The 18,709-nt window shown below is 67.6% G+C and carries 15 protein-coding genes; 9 read left to right on the forward strand and 6 right to left on the reverse strand.

Annotated features, from left to right (window positions below):
• Positions 1–28: 28 nt before the first annotated feature.
• Together SGR02S_RS02415 and SGR02S_RS02420 are read left to right on the forward strand one after the other, a co-directional pair.
• Positions 29–700 (forward strand): DUF6975 family protein, encoded by a 672-nt coding sequence (locus SGR02S_RS02415; RefSeq protein WP_082796907.1) that lies wholly within the window; start codon positions 29–31, stop codon positions 698–700.
• A 249-nt stretch (positions 701–949) separates the two neighbouring features.
• Positions 950–1,795, forward strand: coding sequence for an AAA family ATPase (locus SGR02S_RS02420; protein ID WP_067105418.1), 846 nt, complete (start codon positions 950–952; stop codon positions 1,793–1,795).
• A gap of 83 nt (positions 1,796–1,878) precedes the next feature.
• Here SGR02S_RS02420 and SGR02S_RS02425 read toward each other — a convergent pair whose 3' ends face one another.
• Positions 1,879–3,276, reverse strand: coding sequence for a methyl-accepting chemotaxis protein (locus tag SGR02S_RS02425; protein ID WP_067105419.1), 1,398 nt, complete (start codon positions 3,274–3,276; stop codon positions 1,879–1,881).
• A 312-nt stretch (positions 3,277–3,588) separates the two neighbouring features.
• Here SGR02S_RS02425 and SGR02S_RS02430 point away from each other — a divergent pair, with 312 nt between their 5' ends.
• The 3 genes from SGR02S_RS02430 (at position 3,589) to SGR02S_RS02440 (ending at position 6,600) form a co-directional block, all read left to right on the forward strand.
• The gene (locus tag SGR02S_RS02430) at positions 3,589–4,767 is read left to right on the forward strand and encodes a vWA domain-containing protein (protein ID WP_067105420.1); all 1,179 of its coding nucleotides are present in this window, start codon (positions 3,589–3,591) and stop codon (positions 4,765–4,767) included.
• 161 nt (positions 4,768–4,928) lie between these two features.
• Complete coding sequence (locus tag SGR02S_RS02435) at positions 4,929–5,735, forward strand: lipid II flippase Amj family protein (protein ID WP_067105421.1); 807 nt, start codon at positions 4,929–4,931, stop codon at positions 5,733–5,735.
• Positions 5,728–6,600, forward strand: coding sequence for a DUF817 domain-containing protein (locus SGR02S_RS02440; RefSeq protein ID WP_067105422.1), 873 nt, complete (start codon positions 5,728–5,730; stop codon positions 6,598–6,600). The genes SGR02S_RS02435 and SGR02S_RS02440 overlap by 8 nt, the downstream gene beginning before the upstream one ends.
• A 6-nt stretch (positions 6,601–6,606) precedes the next feature.
• Here the strand turns inward: SGR02S_RS02440 and SGR02S_RS02445 are convergent, their stop codons facing one another.
• The 3 genes from SGR02S_RS02445 to SGR02S_RS02455 are packed head-to-tail and all read right to left on the reverse strand — an operon-like array spanning position 6,607 to position 9,629.
• Positions 6,607–7,857 (reverse strand): M24 family metallopeptidase, encoded by a 1,251-nt coding sequence (locus SGR02S_RS02445; RefSeq protein WP_067105423.1) that lies wholly within the window; start codon positions 7,855–7,857, stop codon positions 6,607–6,609.
• Between the two features lie 12 nt (positions 7,858–7,869).
• The gene (locus SGR02S_RS02450; RefSeq protein ID WP_067105466.1) at positions 7,870–9,069 is read right to left on the reverse strand and encodes an exo-beta-N-acetylmuramidase NamZ family protein; all 1,200 of its coding nucleotides are present in this window, start codon (positions 9,067–9,069) and stop codon (positions 7,870–7,872) included.
• Between the two features lie 2 nt (positions 9,070–9,071).
• The gene (locus SGR02S_RS02455) at positions 9,072–9,629 is read right to left on the reverse strand and encodes a DOMON-like domain-containing protein (protein ID WP_067105424.1); all 558 of its coding nucleotides are present in this window, start codon (positions 9,627–9,629) and stop codon (positions 9,072–9,074) included.
• Between the two features lie 32 nt (positions 9,630–9,661).
• Between SGR02S_RS02455 and tyrS the strand changes: the two genes are divergently transcribed.
• Entirely contained in the window at positions 9,662–10,888 is a 1,227-nt protein-coding gene (gene tyrS / locus SGR02S_RS02460; protein ID WP_067105425.1) for a tyrosine--tRNA ligase, read from the forward strand.
• Between the two features lie 90 nt (positions 10,889–10,978).
• Positions 10,979–11,320, forward strand: a complete 342-nt coding sequence (locus tag SGR02S_RS02465) for a PilZ domain-containing protein (RefSeq protein ID WP_067105426.1) — start codon at positions 10,979–10,981, stop codon at positions 11,318–11,320.
• A 17-nt stretch (positions 11,321–11,337) separates the two neighbouring features.
• Here the strand turns inward: SGR02S_RS02465 and SGR02S_RS02470 are convergent, their stop codons facing one another.
• A complete protein-coding gene (locus SGR02S_RS02470) occupies positions 11,338–12,537 on the reverse strand; it encodes an iron-containing alcohol dehydrogenase (RefSeq protein ID WP_067105427.1) in 1,200 nt (399 codons plus the stop codon).
• A 53-nt stretch (positions 12,538–12,590) separates the two neighbouring features.
• Positions 12,591–14,657, reverse strand: coding sequence for an ATP-dependent DNA helicase RecG (gene recG / locus SGR02S_RS02475; RefSeq protein WP_067105428.1), 2,067 nt, complete (start codon positions 14,655–14,657; stop codon positions 12,591–12,593).
• Positions 14,658–14,864: 207 nt separating this feature from the next.
• Here recG and SGR02S_RS02480 point away from each other — a divergent pair, with 207 nt between their 5' ends.
• Both SGR02S_RS02480 and mfd read left to right on the forward strand, forming a co-directional pair.
• Complete coding sequence (locus SGR02S_RS02480) at positions 14,865–15,125, forward strand: succinate dehydrogenase assembly factor 2 (protein ID WP_067105429.1); 261 nt, start codon at positions 14,865–14,867, stop codon at positions 15,123–15,125.
• On the forward strand, positions 15,122–18,709 hold the full coding sequence (gene mfd, locus SGR02S_RS02485) for a transcription-repair coupling factor (RefSeq protein WP_067105430.1): 3,588 nt from the start codon (positions 15,122–15,124) through the stop codon (positions 18,707–18,709). The genes SGR02S_RS02480 and mfd overlap by 4 nt, the downstream gene beginning before the upstream one ends.

Here is an 18,709-nt window from a genome sequence, read left to right on the forward strand (position 1 = left end):
ACCATCGCGCCCCAGAGAGGATGAGACGTTGAGCCAGTCGCCCCAGCAAAAGCTGCCGACGCGCGGTATCGCCGAACTGCTCGATTCGCTGGTCGCGAGCGAGGGAACGGGCGCGCATCCGCATGTCCGGTCCGGCCGCCTCAGCCAGGGCGGCGACGCGATGCGCAACCTGGCCGATGCGGTCCATTTCCTGTGCCTGCTGCACGGGCGCCACCCCGGGGTGGTCGACAGCGCGGCGCGCAAGGCGGTCGATCCGGCATCGCGCGCCTGGATGGAGGAGGCCGCGCAGGCCTTCGCCGACGAGCGCGCCTTCCTGTCGCAGGTCGCCGCCGCCGCCGGCCCGGTGCCGAGCACGCCGGGGCAGGACCAGTGCGAGGCCGCGGTCGCGGCCCAGTGCAAGGCGCTCGATATGCTCGCCGAATCGGACCGCCACGGCTGCGCGGTCGGCGCCGCGATCGCGCTGGCGCTCGACTGGCGCACGATCCGCGTCCTGCTCGACATCAGCGCGCAGCGGCTCGACCTGTCGCCGCCAGGCTGCGCGCTGCCCGACCTGCCGGGCACCGCGCGCCTCGCGGGCGCGATCGCCCAGACCCCGGCAATAGAGCGCGCGCTCACCTTCGGCGCCCAGCAGCTGCTCGCGCAGCACAGCGGCCTGTGGGACCTGCTCGCCGCCCGCGCTGCCGCGCGCACGCATTCCTGAAACGGGATATCCGGACTCGTCATTGCGAGCGGCGAAGCCGCGCGGCAATCCAGAGCGGGCGTGGACCGCGCTAGGGTCAGGACCCAAAGCCATCCCCATGACGGCGCCACTGCAAAGGCTGGGGACGCTGGCAGCCGCGCACGACATCACCGCATGGCCGGGCGGCGACGTGCCTGCTTGCACCCCTCCCCCGCCCCCGCTATGCCCAACGCGAGTTGACGTTCACGTTAAGGGAAAGGCAGCGAGCCGATGCGTTTCGAAGGTACCAGCGCCTATATCGCGACCCAGGATCTGAAGATCGCGGTCAACGCCGCGACAATGCTGCGCCGTCCGCTGCTCGTGAAGGGCGAGCCGGGCACCGGCAAGACCGTGCTCGCGGAAGAGATCGCCAAGGCCTTCGACGCCCCGCTCATCACCTGGAACGTCAAGTCGACGACGAAGGCGCAGCAGGGCCTCTACGAATATGACGCGGTCGCGCGCCTGCGCGACGGCCAGCTCGGCGAGGAGCGCGTCCACGACATCCGCAACTATATCCGCAAGGGCAAATTGTGGGAGGCCTTCACCAGCCCCAAACTGCCCGTGCTGCTGATCGACGAGATCGACAAGGCCGACATCGAATTCCCGAACGACCTGCTTCAGGAACTCGATCGCATGGCGTTCCACGTCTACGAGACCGACGAGACGATCACCGCCCGGGAACGCCCGATCGTCGTCATCACCTCGAACAACGAGAAGGAACTGCCCGACGCCTTCCTGCGCCGCTGCTTCTTCCACTACATCAAATTTCCCGACCGCGACACGATGGCGGAGATCGTCGAGGTCCACTTTCCCGGCATCCAGAAGACGCTGGTCAGCCGCGCGATGGACATCTTCTACGACGTGCGCGACGTGCCGGGGCTCAAGAAAAAGCCGTCGACCAGCGAGCTCATCGACTGGCTCAAGCTGCTGCTGGCCGAGGAAATGCCGCTGGAGGTGCTTCAGAACCGCGACGTCGGCAAGGCGATCCCGCCGCTGCACGGTGCGCTGCTCAAGAACGAGCAGGACGTGATGCTGTTCGAAAAGCTCGCCTTCATGGCCCGCCGCCAGGGCAGTTGAACGTCATCCCGGCGAAAGCCGGGATCGCTCGCTCTCCGGAGCCGCGCCTGTGGGGACCACGGCTTTCGCCGGGTTGACGAAATCTACAGCTGATACGCGACCTCGACGTCGCCCCAGCGGCGCCCGCCGATCACCACCGGCATATAGACGTTGCGCACGGTCACATAATTGGTGCCGTCGCCCTCCTGCCGATAGACCGCCATGAAGAAGGGCGCGTCGCTGCGCTTCGCCGCGGCGTCGATCGCGTCGAGCAGGATGCGCCCGTTGCGGCAGTGCGCGGTGTCATGTTCGAGGTCGCCGGTCGGCGCGCGCGAACAGGCGCTGATGTGCGTCGGCAGAAATCCGTTCATGTCGCCCGCCGACGACATCTTCACCTCAGGATGCTCGGCGACGATGCGGTCGAACAGCGGCCGCCAGTTGGCGTCGGCCCAGTCGCTCAGCGTCGTGCGAAAGCGTTCGGGATTGGAATGCGGCACCCGCACATAGTCGGTGTCGAAAAGCTGCTCCATCGTCAGCGTCCCGGCCGCTAGCCCGCGTTCGGCGATGGCGACGAATTCGTCGCGCACCCGCGCCGCCAGCTCGACCACCGCCGAATCGCGGGGGGACACGCCGGCCGAGATCACCGCGTTGAACATGCGGTTCGACACCTGCTCCATCGTCAGGATCGAATCGCGCGTCGCGCCCAGCGTCGCGCCATTCTCGCGCACCGACGCGACGACGCCGTCGAGCGCCTCGCGCACCTTGGCGCCGTTGGCATGCACCATCGCGCTCGACTGTGCGATGCGGTCGCTCTGATCGTCGAGCAGCGCGACGAGATGCGTCGCGTCGTGCAGCGCGTCGGTGATCGTCTCGAACTGCGCCTCGGCGCGGCTCGACTGTTCGACCCCCGACTGGATTTCGGCGACGAGCCCGCCCGCCTCGGCCGCGAGGCTGCCGATCGAGCGGCGGATCTCGTCGGTGGCGCCGCGCGTGTTCTGCGCCAGCTTCTTCACCTCGGCGGCGACGACCGCGAAGGTGCGCCCGGCATCGCCCGCGCGCTCGGCCTCGATCGCCGCGTTGAGCGCGAGCATGTTGGTGGTCTTGGCGATCGATTCGATCGACTGGCTGACCTGCTGGACCTGCTCCATCACCGCCGCGAAATTGGTGACATGCGTGCCGAGCCGCGCGACGAGGTCGATCACGGCGCGAAACTCGGTCACCGCCGAATTGACCCGTTCGGCCCCGGCGTCGAGTTGTTCGCACGCCCGCGCCGACAGCAGCTTCGCCTCGTCGGTCGAATCGGCGATCTGGCGCTGGTCGGCCTCGAGGCTGACGACATATTGTTCGAGCCGGCCCAGTTCGGCGATCTGGCGATCCATCTGGTCGGTGGTGCGCTTGATGCGCCCGGCCGCCTCGCTGCATCCGACGGCCAGCTCGCCGCAATCGCTCGCGACCGACTGGTCGAGGATCGGCCGGGCCGGATTGATCGGATCGAATGTCATTACGCACTCACGTCCCTGAATGATCGCGCAACCATGCCGGACATTGGTTAACGCGGCGTCAATGGATCGGAAGCGGAACCGACCGCGAACATCGGGTTCGGGCATCCGCGGCCTCCTTGAAGCCACAAAAGCCTCGATTTCGCACCCGACATGCGGGGCTTTTGTGGCTTCAAGCGACCGGCCCTCCGACGCACCGCCGCGCATCGCGCGTGAAGTCGCGCGGTTTTCCACCGCTTTCCTTTCCCTCCCGCCCTTGCTTTCCGTAAACGTAAAGTGATTGCGCCCGCCGCCCCGACAGGATAATCCTGCCCCATGTTTTTCGGCTTTCTCGACGAGCTTCGCGCCGCGGGCATTCCCGCCAGCCTGAAAGAGCATCTGTTGCTGCTGGAGGCGCTCGACCGCGAGGTGATCGACCGCACCCCCGAGCAATTCTATTATCTCTCGCGCGCCATCTACGTGAAGGACGAGGGGCTGCTCGACCGCTTCGACCAGGTGTTCAACAAGGTCTTCAAGGGCCTGCTCACCGACTACGGCCAGACCCCCGTCGACGTTCCCGAGGACTGGCTGAAAGCGGTCGCCGAGAAATATCTGACGCCCGAGGAGATGGAGGCGATCAAGTCGCTCGGCTCGTGGGACGAGATCATGGAGACGCTGAAGAAGCGGCTCGAGGAACAGCAGAAGCGCCACCAGGGCGGCAACAAGTGGATCGGCACCGGCGGCACATCACCCTATGGCAATTCGGGCTACAACCCGGAAGGTGTGCGGATCGGCGGCGAGAGCAAGCACAAGCGCGCGCTGAAGGTCTGGGAAAAGCGCGAGTTCCAGAATCTCGACAACACCAAGGAACTCGGCACCCGCAACATCAAGATCGCGCTTCGCCGCCTGCGCAAATTCGCGCGAGAGGGCGCGGCGGACGAGCTCGACATTCCGGGCACGATCGACGGCACCGCGCGGCAGGGCTGGCTCGACATCAAGATGCGGCCGGAACGGCGCAACGCGGTCAAGCTGCTGCTGTTCCTCGACATCGGCGGGTCGATGGACCCGTTCATCAAGCTGTGCGAGGAATTGTTCAGCGCGGCGACGAGCGAATTCAAGAATCTCGAATTCTTCTATTTCCACAACTGCCCCTATGAGGGCGTGTGGAAGGACAACAAGCGCCGCTGGTCCGAACGCACCCAAATGTGGGACATCCTCCACAAATACGGCCACGACTACAAGCTGGTGTTCGTCGGCGACGCGTCGATGAGCGCCTATGAAATCAGCCATCCGGGCGGCAGCGTCGAACATTTCAACGAGGAAGCGGGCGCTGTGTGGCTGCAACGGATGACGAACGTCTATCCCGCCGCGGTGTGGCTGAACCCGGTGCCCGAGGCGCACTGGGGCTACACCCAGTCGATCAAGATGATCAAGCAGCTGATGAACGACCGCATGTATCCGCTGACGCTGGCAGGCCTCGACGACGCGATGCGCGAGTTGACACGCAAGCATTGACGAAGCACCCGAGCGGTTTCGCCGTGACGCGGCCGGGCCGATCCCCTAGTCCCGTTCGTGTCGAGCGAAGTCGAGACACCCCGCAGGCGAGCGCCGCCGATGGGCATCTCGACTTCGCTCGATGCGAACGGATTCCCTGAGTCCTTGTCCCGGACGCCTCCATGCTCGACCTCCCCCTCGTCGTCATCCTCCTGCTCACCGGCTTCATCAACCTGATCGGCGCGCTCGCCTATGCGGCACGGATCGCGGGGGTGCGGACGGGACGGATCGCCATGTCCTTCGCGCTGTTCAACATCCTCCTGCTCTTTTCGCGAACCTCGAACAGCTTTCTCGGCCCCTTCCTCGCCAAGCGGATCGAGACGCGCATCCACGACGGCACCGGCGCCTCGCTCTTCCTCGACATGCAGTTGGTCCTCGCCGCGGCAAGCATCGCGACGCTGGCCGGCATCCTGCTCGTCCCCACCGGCCAGCGCCTGTTCGCCGCGGCGATCGGCTGGTATCAGGACAACCGCTCGACGACGAAGCTCGCGCTCAAGGCCGCCAGCCCCGCCGGGCTGCGCACGCTCCGCCGGTCGTTTCGCCTTCCGGGCCTTGTGCATCTCAAGGGCTGGCACATGCCGCAGGGGATCGGCTGGGGCGTACTGGTCGCCAATTGCCTCGCGCAATCGCTGCTCGCCGTCGGCGTCGTCGCCTCGCTCTATGCCGGCTATCTCGCCCCCGAATTTCGCGTCACGGCCTCGCAGCTTTCGGCGCTGATCAACGGTTTCGCGACGATCCTGCTTTTCGCCTTCATCGACCCGCAGCTTTCGGTGATGACCGACGACGCCGTCGAGGGCAGCGTCGGAGAGGCCGACTTCCGCCGCGCCATCGCGCTCATCTCGCTCAGCCGGCTGGCGGGAACGGTGCTGGCGCAGGCGCTGCTGCTGCCCGCCGCGCTGCTGATCGCGCTCGTCGCCGTCCATGTCTGAACCGCGCCGCGCGCACAGCCGTTTCCACCGGGTCCGCCTCCGCCTCGAGGCGATGGCGGTCGTGCCGGGGCCGCGCGGCTGGTTCCTCGAATTCCTCGTCTTCGGTTTCAAGCAGGGCTGGGCCTGCCTGTTCGGCGGCCTGATGCTGGCGCTGCTGCTCGGCACGCATCTGTTCTGGCCCGAAGGCGCGCCGGTCCACCGCTATGACGCAATCACCGTCGGCGCGGTGCTGATCCAGCTCTCGATGCTCGCCTTCCGGCTCGAAACGCCGCGCGAGGCCGTGGTCATCCTGCTCTTCCACATCGTCGGCACGGTAATGGAATTGTTCAAGACCGCCGCCGGTTCGTGGCAATATCCCGAAGCGAGCCTGCTCCATATCGGCGCGGTGCCGCTCTTCTCGGGCTTCATGTATGCGGCGGTCGGCAGCTATATCGCGCGCGTCTGGCGCATCTTCGATTTCCGCTACACGCGCTATCCGCCCGCAGGGGCGACATGGGCGCTCGCCGCGGCGATCTACGTCAATTTCTTCGCGCACCATTGGCTGCCCGACATCCGCTGGCTGCTGTTCGCGGCGACCGGGCTGCTCTTCGGGCGCTGTCAGGTGTGGTTCCGCCCGCTGCACGTCCATCGCCGCATGCCGCTGCTCGTCGGCTGGGGTCTCGTCGCGCTCTTCATCTGGTTCGCGGAGAATATCGGCACCTTCGCGCGCGCCTGGACCTATCCCAGCCAGAAGGACGGCTGGCACATGGTCGGGGTCGAAAAGTTGGGGAGCTGGTACCTGCTGATGATCATCAGCTTCGTGCTGGTGAGTCTGGTGCAGCGGCCGAGTAAGCCCGATGCCATCATCCTGACCCGTTCGCCCTGAGCTTGTTCAGCCGAACGGCCTATCGATCGAAGGCGGCGGTTCGCTGAACCACTCCGGTCCGCCATCGGTCATGTGGAAGCAATCCTCCAGCCGGATACCGAACTCACCGGGGATGTAGATACCCGGCTCGTTCGAGAAGCACATGCCGGCGGCGAGCGGTGTCGTCTCGCCGCGCACCAGATTGACCGGCTCGTGACCGTCGAGGCCGATGCCGTGCCCGGTGCGGTGCGAGGTGCCGGGCAGCTTGTAGCCGGGACCATAGCCCAGGCTTTCGTAATAGGCGCGCACCGCATCGTCGACCGCGCCCGCCGGCGCGCCGATCCGCGCGGCGGCAAAAGCGACGTCCTGCCCCTTGCGCATCTGGTCCCACACCTGCCGCTGGCGCGGGCTCGCCTTGCCGAAAACGAAGCTGCGCGAAATGTCGGACTGATAGCCGTGAACGGTCGCGCCACAGTCCATCAGCACCACCTCGCCCGGCCGCACCGCCTGCGGCTTGCCGCTGCCGTGCGGATAGGCGCTCGCCTCGCCGAGCAGGATCAAATTGAACTCGCCGCGTCCGCCCAGCGCTTTCGTCGCCGCGCCCATGATCGCATCGATGTCGGCGGGCGTCATCCCCGCCTCGATACGCGGCGCGGTGTGGCGATAGGCGGCAATGGTGATGTCGGACGCGAGTCGCATCAGCGCGATTTCGGCCGCCGACTTGATCATGCGGCAACCCCGCACGACGGGCGCGCCGTTGACCACCGTAACGTCCGGCATCGCTTTCTGAAGCCCGTCGACCGCGAAGAAGCGCACCGTTTCCTCGACGCCGACCCGCCCCTTCGCCAGACCGCGCTTGCCGAGCCAGTTCGCCACCGCGGCGAGCGGATTCTCGTCCTCGTTCCACGTCAGCACCTCGGCCGCGACACCCAGGCTCTCGCGCACCGACGGCTCCTCGAAGAAGGGGGTGACGATCGCCACCTCGCCTTCGCGCGTCAGCACGGCGGCGGTCAGCCGCTCGCTGCGCCACCATTCGACGCCGGTGAAATAGATGAGGCTCGATCCCGGCTCGATCAGCAGCGCATCCATGTCGTGCGCCCGCAGCAATCCGGCCGCCTTGGCGATCCGCGCCTTGCGCTCTTCAGCGCCGATCGGCACCGCCCTCGCCGCCAGGTCGGGAAGGCCTGCCGCGTCGGCGGCGATGACAGGAGCGGGCAAGGCCGCCGCCAGTCCGCCGAGCGCCGCGGTGCCCAGAAATTGCCGTCGCTGCATCGTCATTCCCCTCGCCTTTCAGTAAAGAAGCAGGCCCGCGATCGCCTCGCGCCACGCTGCCTCGTCGGGCAGCGCCAGCGCGTCGAGGTCGCCCGGCGCCGCGCCTGCATCATCGACCCATTCGCGCAGCAACGGCGACCCGTTGATCACGTCGATCGCCAGCACGTCGTCGGTATATTCATATCGGAAATCCTTGCCGCGCCAGATCGGATAGTCCGGCCACAGCGAACGGATCGCCTTGAACGCCAGCGCCTGCACGCGCCACGGGCGAAAGGCGGCGGGGTCGTACCACGGCCCGTCGGCATGGATATGCACCCCGCCGCACAGGGCGCCGACATGCTTGTGAAAGGTCGGCTGGAACCAGATATCGCGCAGCTTGCAGCCCCCCAGCCATTGCGGCGCAATCCGCCGCATCTCGGCGATCAGCGCCCGCGCGTCGATGTCGGGGGCACCGAACAGTTCGAGCGGCCGCGTCGTCCCGCGCCCCTCGCTCAGCGTCGCGCCCTCGACCATCACCGTGCCGGCATAGGCGCGCGCCATATTGACGTTGGGCGCATTGGGGCTGGGGTTGATCCAGACGCGCTCCGCGGGCCAGCCGAAGCTTGGGCTATCGGGTTCCCAGCCCTCCATCCCGATCACGCGATAATCGACGTCGAGCCCGAAATGGCGGATGAACCAATGCCCCATCTCGCCCATCGTCAGCCCGTGCCGCATCGCCATCGGGCCGGCGCCGACGAAGCTTTCCCAGCCGCTGCGCAGCAGCGTCCCCTCGACCGGGCGGCCCGCCGGGTTCGGCCGGTCGAGCACCCAGACGGCCTTGCCGTGCGCGGCCGCGGCCTCCAGCACATAGAGCAGCGTCGTGATGAAGGTGTAGATCCGGCAGCCGAGGTCCTGCAGGTCGACCAGCAGCACGTCGAAGGTCTGCATCGACTGGCCGGTCGGCCGCCGCACCTCGCCATAGAGACTGAAGCAGGGCACGCCATGGACCGGATCGGTGAAGTCGGGCGACTCCATCATATTGTCCTGCAGGTCGCCGCGCACGCCGTGCTGCGGCCCGAAGACAGCGCTGATGGTCACCCCCGCCGCGACCAGCGCGTCGAGGCTGTGGACGAGGTCGGCCGTCACCGACGCAGGATGGGCGAGCAGCGCGACGCGCCGCCCTTCGAGCGGCCTGCGCAGCGCGGGGTCGGCGAGCAGGCGGTCGATGCCGAACTGGATGGTCATGGCCGTTCGGGTGCCCCAAGCGTCAGGCGAAAGCAATCGGGATGATGGAAGTCGGGTTTCCCCGGCGGATGCGCGAGCGCCCAATAGCTTCGGGTGCCGTCCAGTTCCTCGACGACGGCGGACAGGCCCAGCCGGCTGCCGCGCTCGGGATAGATGCCGGGTTCGACGCGCAGCGCATAGAGCGCATGCCCCCGCTCGCTCGTCATGTCCCAGGGGGCCAGGTCGTCGGATTTGAACAGCGAGCGATAGTCGTCGAACTGATAGCAGGCCCAGCGACCGTCGGGGGCATAGTTGAACTCGGTATAGTCGGGCTGCCCTTCCTCGCTCAGAAAGGCCTCGAAACAGCTGCTCTGCCAAAGGCCGTCGGTCGCGGTATCGGCGATGACGAGTTGTGCGTCGCCCTGCGGCAGCGCCAGCGCGTCGACATCGCCTTCGATCCCGAAGCGCAGCGCGAAGCCTTCGTCGAAAGACAGCGACACCTCCACCCACACGGCGCGCGCGGCGCGCGCCGGCGTGTCGGGATGACAGATCAGGTCCTTCCGGATGCTATCCAAACCGCAAACCCCATGCTAAGCGCGCCCGCGCCATGACCACCTACAAATCCGACCTGCTGCGCCTGCTCGACGAGCGAGGCTATATCCACCAGATGACCGACGCGGAAGGGCTCGACGCCCTCGCGGCGAAGCAGGTCGTCCCGGCCTATATCGGTTTCGACGCGACCGCGCCCTCGCTCCATGTCGGCAGCCTCGTCCAGATCATGATGCTGCGCCGTCTGCAACAGACGGGGCACAAGCCGATCGTGCTGATGGGCGGCGGAACGACGCGGATCGGCGACCCGACCGGGCGCGACGAGAGCCGCAAGATGCTGTCCGACGCGACGATCGAGGCGAATATCGCCTCGATCTTCAGCATCTTCCAGCAATATCTGACCTTTGGCGACGGTCCGACCGACGCGGTGATGGTCAACAACGCCGACTGGCTCGGCAAGCTCGGTTATATCGAGTTGCTGCAAGAGGTCGGCACCCATTTCACGATCAACCGCATGCTGACCTTCGATTCGGTGAAGCTGCGGCTCGAACGCGAACAGCCGATGACCTTCCTCGAATTCAACTACATGATCCTGCAGGGCTATGATTTCCGCTATCTGTCGCGCGAGATGGGCGTGCGGCTCCAGATGGGCGGGTCCGACCAGTGGGGCAACATCGTCAACGGCATGGAACTGGGCCGCCGTATGGACGGCACTGAATTGTTCGGGCTGACGACGCCGCTGCTGACCACCGCGGCGGGCGCGAAGATGGGCAAGACTGCCGCCGGCGCGGTGTGGCTCAATCCCGCGCAATTGTCCCATTTCGACTATTGGCAATATTGGCGCAACTGCGACGACCGCGACGTCGGCCGCTTCCTGCGCCTGTTCACCGACCTGCCGCTGGACGAGATCGCGCGACTCGAAGCACTCGAAGGCGCCGACATCAACGAGGCGAAGAAGATATTGGCGAACGAGGCGACCGCGCTGTGCCGCGGCGCCGACGCGGCAAGGACCGCGGCCGAGACCGCCGCGCAGACCTTTGAAAAAGGGCATATCGGCGGCGATCTGCCGCGCGTCGCGGCCCCGGCGGAGGGAATCGGCATCCTCAATGCGCTGCGCGATCTGGGCTTTACCGCATCGAACAAGGAAGCGCGCCGCAAGCTGGAGGAAGGCGCTGTGAAGGTCGACGGCGCGGTGATCCGCGACCCCCATCACCTGATCGTGCCGGGCGATGCGGAGGTTCCGGTGAGCCTCGGCAGCAAGAAGCACGGGCTGGTGACCCGCTGAACGGGGTTGCCGGGAACGAAGCAACAGCGTTTACCGTTTCTTCAGCAATCGGACCGATTCTATTCGGTCAGACCAGCAAGGCTTTTTGGTATGCGCAAGATCGACACGAACAAGGCCCATTATGTCGGGCTCGACCAGCGGATCGCGCCGCGCAGCGACGTCTATTGCCGCCTGCCCTTCGTGCTGCCCGACGGGCGGCAGGAAATGTGCACCTGCGTCAACATCAGCGCCGACGGCCTGCTGATGCGCTATGAGCGCAGGCTCGAGCCCGGCGACCTCGTCGTGTTCCGCATGCCGATCATCGGTCGCACCGCCGCCAAGGTCATCTGGTCGCTGGGCGGCAAGACCGGCGTCCAGTTCGAAAAGTCGATCGTGGCGGAGGATTATCTGCCGATGCTGCGCGCCATGGGTGCCCGCGGCGACGTCAACTAAGGTCGACACGCGCGACGTTACGCCGCCATCCGCAATATCTCCAGCACATCGTCCTGCGATTCGATCGGCCGCGGGTTCGACCGCAGCCAAAGGTCATGCATCGCATAGCGGGCGACGGCGCCGAACTGGTCCTCGCCGACGCCCACCTCCGCCAGCGTGCGCGGCATGCCGAGCCCGCGGACGAAGGCGTCGAGCGCCGCCGAAGCCGTGGCATGGCCGCCGCCCAGGCATTGCAGGATGCGGCGCTGCCTGCTCGCGTCATCCTGGGCGTTCCAGGCCAACACGACAGGCGACAGGATGCACGAGGTATAGCCGTGCGGCACCCCGCAGGTCCCGCCGAGGACATGACCGATCGCATGGCTCGCCCCCATCGGGACACCGGCGAGCACCGGCATCATCGCCTGCCACGCGCCGATCTGGCACTTCAGCCGCCCTTCGAGATCGCGCGCGTCGGCCTTGGCCCGCCGCAGCCCCTCGACGAGCAGCCGCAGCGCGCTGTCGGCGAGCCCGTCGGCATAATCGTTCGACCGGAACGAGGCGAGCGTCTCGATACAATGGTCGACCGCACGCACCCCGGTCGAAAGCCAGACCCATTCGGGCGTGTGGACGGTCAGCGCCGGGTCGAGGACGATCGCGATCGGGACCATCGCCGGATGGCCATAGCCCTGCTTGTGCCGCGTCGCTTCGTCGGTGGCGCCCGAACGCGGGTTGAATTCGCCGCCCGACAGCGTCGTCGGCACGCAGATGACGCGAACGTCGGGCCCTTCGGTGAGCGGATTCACCGCGCGGCCCTGGTCGTCGACGCGCGTGCGCAACGGCTCGAAATCCTCGACACGGCGCACCCCATGCCTGAGCGCCAGCGCGACGATCTTGGTCGCGTCGGTCACCGATCCGCCGCCGACCGACACGATCAGGTCGGCCCGTGCTGCGCGCGCCGCTTCGACCGCGCGCAGCACATCCGAGCGCGGCGCGTGCGGCGCGATGCCGTCGAAGGTCGCCGCGTGCCGGTCGCCGAGCGCGCTCTCGATCCGCGCCACGGCGTCGGTCTGTTTGCGAAGCGAGGTCGAGACGATCAGCAGCACCCGCCGCGCGCCCATCGCCTCCGCCTGCTCGCGGAGCGCTTCTCCCGCCGGTCGCCCGAAAACGACGCGCTTCGTTTCGGTGAAGGTCACTTCGCCCGACGACAGTTGCACTGCAGTTCCTCCATCTTCGCTCATCAGATGGTTAGGATACAAAGTATTTCCGCTCCAGCCAATGGGCGGGGAGTCGGTCAGCCGCTGCGCAGGAGCGGCACCGCCGCGTCGCGCTCGAACAGATAGAGGCACAGGCGCACCGCCTCGCCGCGCGGGCCGTCCATGCCGCCGTCGCGTTCGACGAACAGGCGCGCGTCGTCGTGCGCGACGGGAAGCAGGCGCACCAGTTGCTCGGGTGTCGCAAGGCGATAGTCGGCGTCGCCCGACTGCTTGAGCCCGAGCAGTTCGCCGCCGCCGCGCAGTTCCAGATCGCGCTCGGCGATCACGAAGCCGTCGTTCGTCTCGCGCATCAGTGCGAGGCGCTCGCGCGCCGTCTCCGACAGATTCTGGGAGCGCAGCAGAAGGCACACCGATTTCGCGGTCCCGCGCCCGACACGCCCACGAAGCTGGTGGAGCTGCGCGAGGCCGAAGCGATCGGCGTGCTCGACGATCATCAGGCTCGCCGCTGGGACGTTGACGCCGACCTCGATCACCGTCGTCGCGACGAGGACGCCGATCTCGCCCGCTTCGAAGCGCGCCATCACCGCATCCTTGTCGGGCCCCTTCATCCGTCCGTGGACGAGCCCGACCGCGTCGGCGCCGAAGCGTTCGCGCAGCAACGCCGCGCGATCCTCTGCCGCCGCGAGTTCGCTCGCCTCGCTCTCCGCAACCAACGGGCAGACCCAATAGGCCTGCGCGCCGCTCGCCAGATGGCGCCCGAGCCCGTCAACCACCTCATCGAGCCGGTCGACCGACACGACGCGCGTGTCGACCGGCGTGCGCCCCGGGGGCATCTCGTCGAGCCGCGACACCTCCATCTCGCCATGATTGGCGAGCAGCAGCGTGCGCGGGATCGGCGTCGCGGTCATCACCAGCAGGTGCGGCGGCCGCGCGCCCTTGTCGGTCAGCATCAGCCGCTGCGCAACACCGAAGCGATGCTGTTCGTCGACGACGACCAGCGCCAGGTCGCGGTAGCCGACCGCCTGCTGGAAGATCGCGTGGGTGCCGACGAGGATATCGATGCTGCCGTCGGCGAGGCCCATCAGCGTCGATTCGCGCACCTTGCCCTTGTCGCGCCCGGTCAGGATCGCGAGGTTGACCGGCAGGCTCGCGAGCATCTGCTGCAAGGTCGCATGATGCTGGCGTGCCAATATCTCGGTCGGCGCGAGCAACGCCGCCTGCGTCCCCGCCTCGACCGCCGTCAGCATCGCGCGCAGTGCCACCAGCGTCTTGCCCGACCCGACGTCGCCCTGCAGCATCCGCAGCATCGGCACGTCCTGTGCCATGTCGCCCGCGATCTCGCGCCCGACGCGCTCCTGCGCGCCGGTGAGGCCGAAGGGCAGCTTCAGCGCCCCGGTCAGCCGCCCGTCGCCGGCGATCGACCGGCCCTTGCGGTTGCGCAGCCCCTGCCGGATCAGCATCAGCGCGACCTGGCTCGCGAAAATCTCGTCATAGGCCAGCCGGTCGCGCGCCGCCTCGTCGCGCGGGCCGGCATGCGCGCGCGCCAGCGCCTCACGCCAGGCCGGCCAGCCCCGGCCGGCCAGCAGCGGTGCGTCGATCCATTCGGCGAGTTCGGGCCTCCGGTCGAGCGCCACCTCGGCAAGCTGCGACAGCCGCGCGTTGGTCAGCCCCTCGGTGAGCGGATAGACGGGCTCATGCTCCGCGATGGCGGTTTCGTCCCCCAGCTCGGCGACATGATCGGGGTGCACGATCTGGCGCATGTCGCCATAGAGGTCGAGCCGGCCCGACACGCGGCGCTTTTCCCCCAGCGGGAACAGCTTGCGCGCGAGGCCGGAGGTGCGTCCGAAATAGACGAGCCGCACATGATCGCCCGCGCCATCGACGGCCTCGACACCGAAGGGTGCGCGCGGAGAGCGGCCGGAACGATAGTCCTGCGCGGTCAGATCGACGATGATCGTCTGCCCCGGCTGCGCCTGGTCGAGCCGTTCGACCGGAATACGCGAGATGAGGCCGGTCGGCAGATGGAACAGCACATCGACGACGCGCTCCAGCCCGAGCCGCGCCAGCGGTTTGGCGAGCTGCGGCCCGACGCCCTTGAGGTCGGTCAGCGCGGCAAAGAGCGGGTTGAGGATTTCGGGTCGCATGGCTAGAGCGTGTCTAGCCTCGTCTTTCCGTTCGTGTCGAGCGAAGGAAAGCCGGCCCCTCTTCCGTTTGTGCTGAGCTTGTCGAAGCACCGTCCTTATTTTCCGGCGGCGCAAAGAAAGAACAGCCCTTCGACAAGCTCAGGGCGAACGGTGAGCGGATACGATGCCCGTTTCCGCTTCATCGCTCGCGCGATTAAAAGGCCCGCCATGCAAGACCGCCTGAAACGCCTGAGATTCCGCGCCTGGCACCGCGGCACGCGCGAGGCCGACTATATGATCGGCGGCTTCTTCGACCGCTATTCGCCCGGCTGGGACGAGGCGGAGGTCGAGTGGTTCGAGGCTGTCGTCGAAGAGGACGACGTCGATATCATGGCGTGGGCGCTCGGCACCGGCCATCCGCCCGCGCACCTCGACCGACCCGCATGGATCGCGGCGATGCGCCGGCTGGATTATATCCCGCTGCCATGACCCGGACCGCCGCCGACATCTTCGCCGCCATCGGGTCGGCGTCGGCGCCCCTGACGCTGGCGCGCGCCGCCGACGGATTCCTGCCGCTACTGCTCGCCGATCTGGCGCGGGCGAGCGACAAGAGGCTGCTTTACGTCGCGACCGACGATGCGGCGATGCAGGCGATCGCCGACGCCGCGCCCTTCTTCGCGCCCGACCTGGTCGTCCACCGCTTTCCGGCGTGGGACTGCCTGCCTTATGACCGCGCCGGGCCGTCGATGCGCGTCAGCGCCGACCGGCTGGCGACGCTGTCGGCACTACAGGCGCCCCCCAGGCGCGGCGAGCTGATCCTGACCACCGTCGCCGCGATCACCCAGCGCACGCTGACCCCGTTCCGTATCCGCCAGCTCGCGACGACGCTCGCGGCCGGACAGCGGATCGACCGCGACGCGCTCGCCGAACTGCTGGTCGCCAGCGGCTTCAACCGCGTCGATACCGTCACCGACCAGGGCGAGTTCGCGGTGCGCGGCGGCATCGTCGACCTGTTCCCGGCGGGCGAGGATGCCGGATTGCGCGTCGATTTCTTCGGCGACGAGATCGAGAGCATCCGCCGCTTCGACCCCGCCGACCAGCGCAGCCTGGGCCCCGCCAAGGCGCTGCAACTGCTCCCGGCCGCTGAAACCCTGCTCGACGAGGCAACGATCAAGCGCTTCCGCACCCGCTATCGCGAGATATTCGGGGCGCAGGCGACCGGCGACCCGCTCTATCAGGCGGTGAGCGAGGGGCGGCGGCAGGCGGGAATGGATCATTGGCTGCCGCTGTTCGAGGAACGGCTGGCGACGCTGTTCGATCATATCGACCCGGCGACCCCGGTGCTGCGCGGCCACCGCACCGATGCGACAGCCGAGACGCGCTTCGACGCGATCCGCGACTATCACGCGAACCGCGTCGCCGCCGAGCAGGAGCAGGCGGGCAGCTATCGCCCGCTCGCCCCCGAAGCGCTCTACTTGACCGAGGCCGAGTGGACCGAGGCGGAGGCGGCGCGCCCTATCCATGTCGTCACCCCGTTCGCCATTCCCGAGGCACCGACGGTTCTCGACCTCGAAAGCTTCGCGGCGCGCGATTTCACGCCCGAGCGCACCGCCGACCTCAATGTCTACGACAAGGTGGCCGACCATCTGTCCGACGAACGGCGCAGAGGGCGGCGGACGATTATCGCCAGCTATTCGGCAGGCGCGCGGGATCGGCTGGCGGGGCTGCTCAAAGAGCATGGCGTCAGCGGGCTGGCGCAGGTCGATACGTGGCAGGAAGCGCTGGGTTCAACGTCCGTTCGTGTCGAGCGAAGTCGAGACACCCCGCGGGATAGCGCCACGCCGAGAGGCGTCTCGACTTCGCTCGACGCGAACGGGTTGGGAACGAATAATCCGGGGACAGACACCGTCGCCCTGATCGTGCTGCCCCTCGACCACGGCTTCGCGACCGACGCGATCAGCCTGCTGACCGAACAGGACATCCTCGGCGAGCGACTGGTCCGGCGGCAGAAGCGGCGCAAGAGCGCCGACGCCTTCCTTGCCGAACTGGCGACGCTCAGCGTCGGCGATCTCGTCGTCCACCTCGATCATGGCATCGGCCGCTACGAGGGGCTGACCTCGATCCCGGTCGGGAACAGCCCGCACGACTGCGTCGCGCTGACCTATGCGGGAGGCGACAAGCTTTACGTGCCGGTCGAGAATCTCGACGTCCTGTCGCGCTACGGCGGCGAGAGCGAGGGGGTCGCGCTCGACAGGCTGGGCGGCGAAGCGTGGCAGCGGCGCAAGGCGCGGATGAAGGAGCGCATCCGCGAGATCGCGGGCGAACTGCTCGCGACCGCGGCGCAGCGCGCGCTGCGGTCGGGCGAAATGCTGGCGCAGGATGCCGCCTACCCCGCCTTCGCAGACCGCTTCCCCTATCAGGAAACCGACGACCAGGACCGCGCGATCGGTGACGTGCTCGCCGACATGGCATCGGGGCGGCCGATGGACCGGCTGGTGTGCGGCGACGTCGGCTTCGGCAAGACCGAAGTGGCGCTGCGCGCCGCCTTCGTCGCGGCGATGGCGGGGGTGCAGGTCGCGGTCGTCTGCCCGACCACCCTGCTCGCGCGGCAGCACTACAGCAATTTCGTCGAGCGCTTCAAAGGCTTCCCGATCAACATCGGCCGTCTGTCGCGGCTGGTTCCGGCGGCCGAGGCCGCCAAGACGCGCGACGGGCTGGCGAGCGGGCAGATCGACATCGTGGTCGGCACCCATGCGGTCTTTGCGAAGGCGGTCGAGTTCCAGCGCCTCGGCCTCGTCGTCGTCGACGAGGAACAGCGCTTCGGCGTCGTCCACAAGGAGCGGCTGAAGCAGTTGAAGACCGACGTCCATGTGCTGACGCTGACCGCGACGCCGATCCCGCGCACGCTGCAGATGGCGATGTCGGGGCTGCGCGAACTGAGCGTCATCCAGACGCCGCCGGTCGATCGTCTCGCCGTGCGGACCTATGTCGCGCCGTGGGACCCGGTGGTGATCCGCGAGGCGCTGCTGCGCGAGCACGACCGCGGCGGGCAGAGCTTCTTCGTCACCCCGCGCATCAAGGACCTGCCCGACATCGAGGAATTCCTGCGCACGCGGGTGCCCGAGGTCAAATATGTCGTCGCGCACGGCCAGATGGCGCCCGGAGAGGTCGAGGAGCGGATGAGCGCCTTCTATGACCGCAAATATGACGTGCTCGTCTCGACCACCATCGTCGAGAGCGGGCTCGACATTCCGAGCGCCAACACGCTAGTCGTCCACCGCGCCGACCGCTTCGGCCTCGCGCAGCTCTATCAGCTTCGCGGGCGGGTCGGGCGGTCGAAGACGCGCGCCTATGCCTATCTGACGACGCCCGAGCATGGCGCGATCACCGACACCGCCGAAAAGCGCCTCAAGCTGCTCGGCGACCTCGACACGCTGGGCGCGGGCTTCCAGCTCGCGAGCCACGATCTCGACATTCGCGGCGCGGGCAATCTGGTCGGCGACGAGCAGTCGGGGCACATCCGCGAGGTCGGGTTCGAACTTTATCAGTCGATGCTGGAGGAGGCGATTCTCGTCGCCAAGGCGGAGGGCGCCGGCGTCGCGCCGCCGCGCGAGGCGCTGTCGCCGGTCATCACCATCGACGCGCCAATCCTGATTCCGGAGGATTATGTCCCCGACCTGCCGCTGCGCATGGCGCTCTACCGCCGCCTCAACGAGGCCGGGGACCGCGCGGAACTCGACGCGTTCGCGGCCGAGATGATCGACCGCTTCGGCCCGCTGCCGCCCGAGACGGCGAACCTGATCCAGCTGATGGAAATCAAGGCGAACGCCAGGGCGGCGGGCATCGCCAAGCTCGACGTCGGCACCAAGGGCGCGCTGGTCGCCTTCCACGGCGACCAGTTCGCGAACGTGCCGGGCCTGATCGCCTATGTCGAACGGCTGAAGGGCCGCGCGCGTATCCGCCCCGATAACCGATTGTCGGTCAGCGGCGAATGGAGCAGCGCCGGCGCGCGACTCAACGGCGCGCTCCAATTGTCGAAAGGCCTGGGGAAGCTGGCGAAGCAGGCGGGATAA

It is taken from the genome of Sphingopyxis granuli NBRC 100800, from assembly GCF_001591045.1.
Lineage (GTDB): Bacteria > Pseudomonadota > Alphaproteobacteria > Sphingomonadales > Sphingomonadaceae > Sphingopyxis > Sphingopyxis granuli.

Bases quoted from the DNA above. Each gene is read 5' to 3' on its own strand.
- SGR02S_RS02420 (WP_067105418.1), top strand. From the start codon at position 950: ATGCGTTTCGAAGGTACCAGCGCCTATATCGCGACCCAGGATCTGAAG.
- SGR02S_RS02425 (WP_067105419.1), bottom strand. From the start codon at position 3,276: ATGACATTCGATCCGATCAATCCGGCCCGGCCGATCCTCGACCAGTCG.
- SGR02S_RS02430 (WP_067105420.1), top strand. From the start codon at position 3,589: ATGTTTTTCGGCTTTCTCGACGAGCTTCGCGCCGCGGGCATTCCCGCC.
- SGR02S_RS02435 (WP_067105421.1), top strand. From the start codon at position 4,929: ATGCTCGACCTCCCCCTCGTCGTCATCCTCCTGCTCACCGGCTTCATC.
- SGR02S_RS02440 (WP_067105422.1), top strand. From the start codon at position 5,728: ATGTCTGAACCGCGCCGCGCGCACAGCCGTTTCCACCGGGTCCGCCTC.
- SGR02S_RS02445 (WP_067105423.1), bottom strand. From the start codon at position 7,857: ATGACGATGCAGCGACGGCAATTTCTGGGCACCGCGGCGCTCGGCGGA.
- tyrS (WP_067105425.1), top strand. From the start codon at position 9,662: ATGACCACCTACAAATCCGACCTGCTGCGCCTGCTCGACGAGCGAGGC.
- SGR02S_RS02465 (WP_067105426.1), top strand. From the start codon at position 10,979: ATGCGCAAGATCGACACGAACAAGGCCCATTATGTCGGGCTCGACCAG.
- SGR02S_RS02470 (WP_067105427.1), bottom strand. From the start codon at position 12,537: ATGAGCGAAGATGGAGGAACTGCAGTGCAACTGTCGTCGGGCGAAGTG.
- recG (WP_067105428.1), bottom strand. From the start codon at position 14,657: ATGCGACCCGAAATCCTCAACCCGCTCTTTGCCGCGCTGACCGACCTC.
- SGR02S_RS02480 (WP_067105429.1), top strand. From the start codon at position 14,865: ATGCAAGACCGCCTGAAACGCCTGAGATTCCGCGCCTGGCACCGCGGC.
- mfd (WP_067105430.1), top strand. From the start codon at position 15,122: ATGACCCGGACCGCCGCCGACATCTTCGCCGCCATCGGGTCGGCGTCG.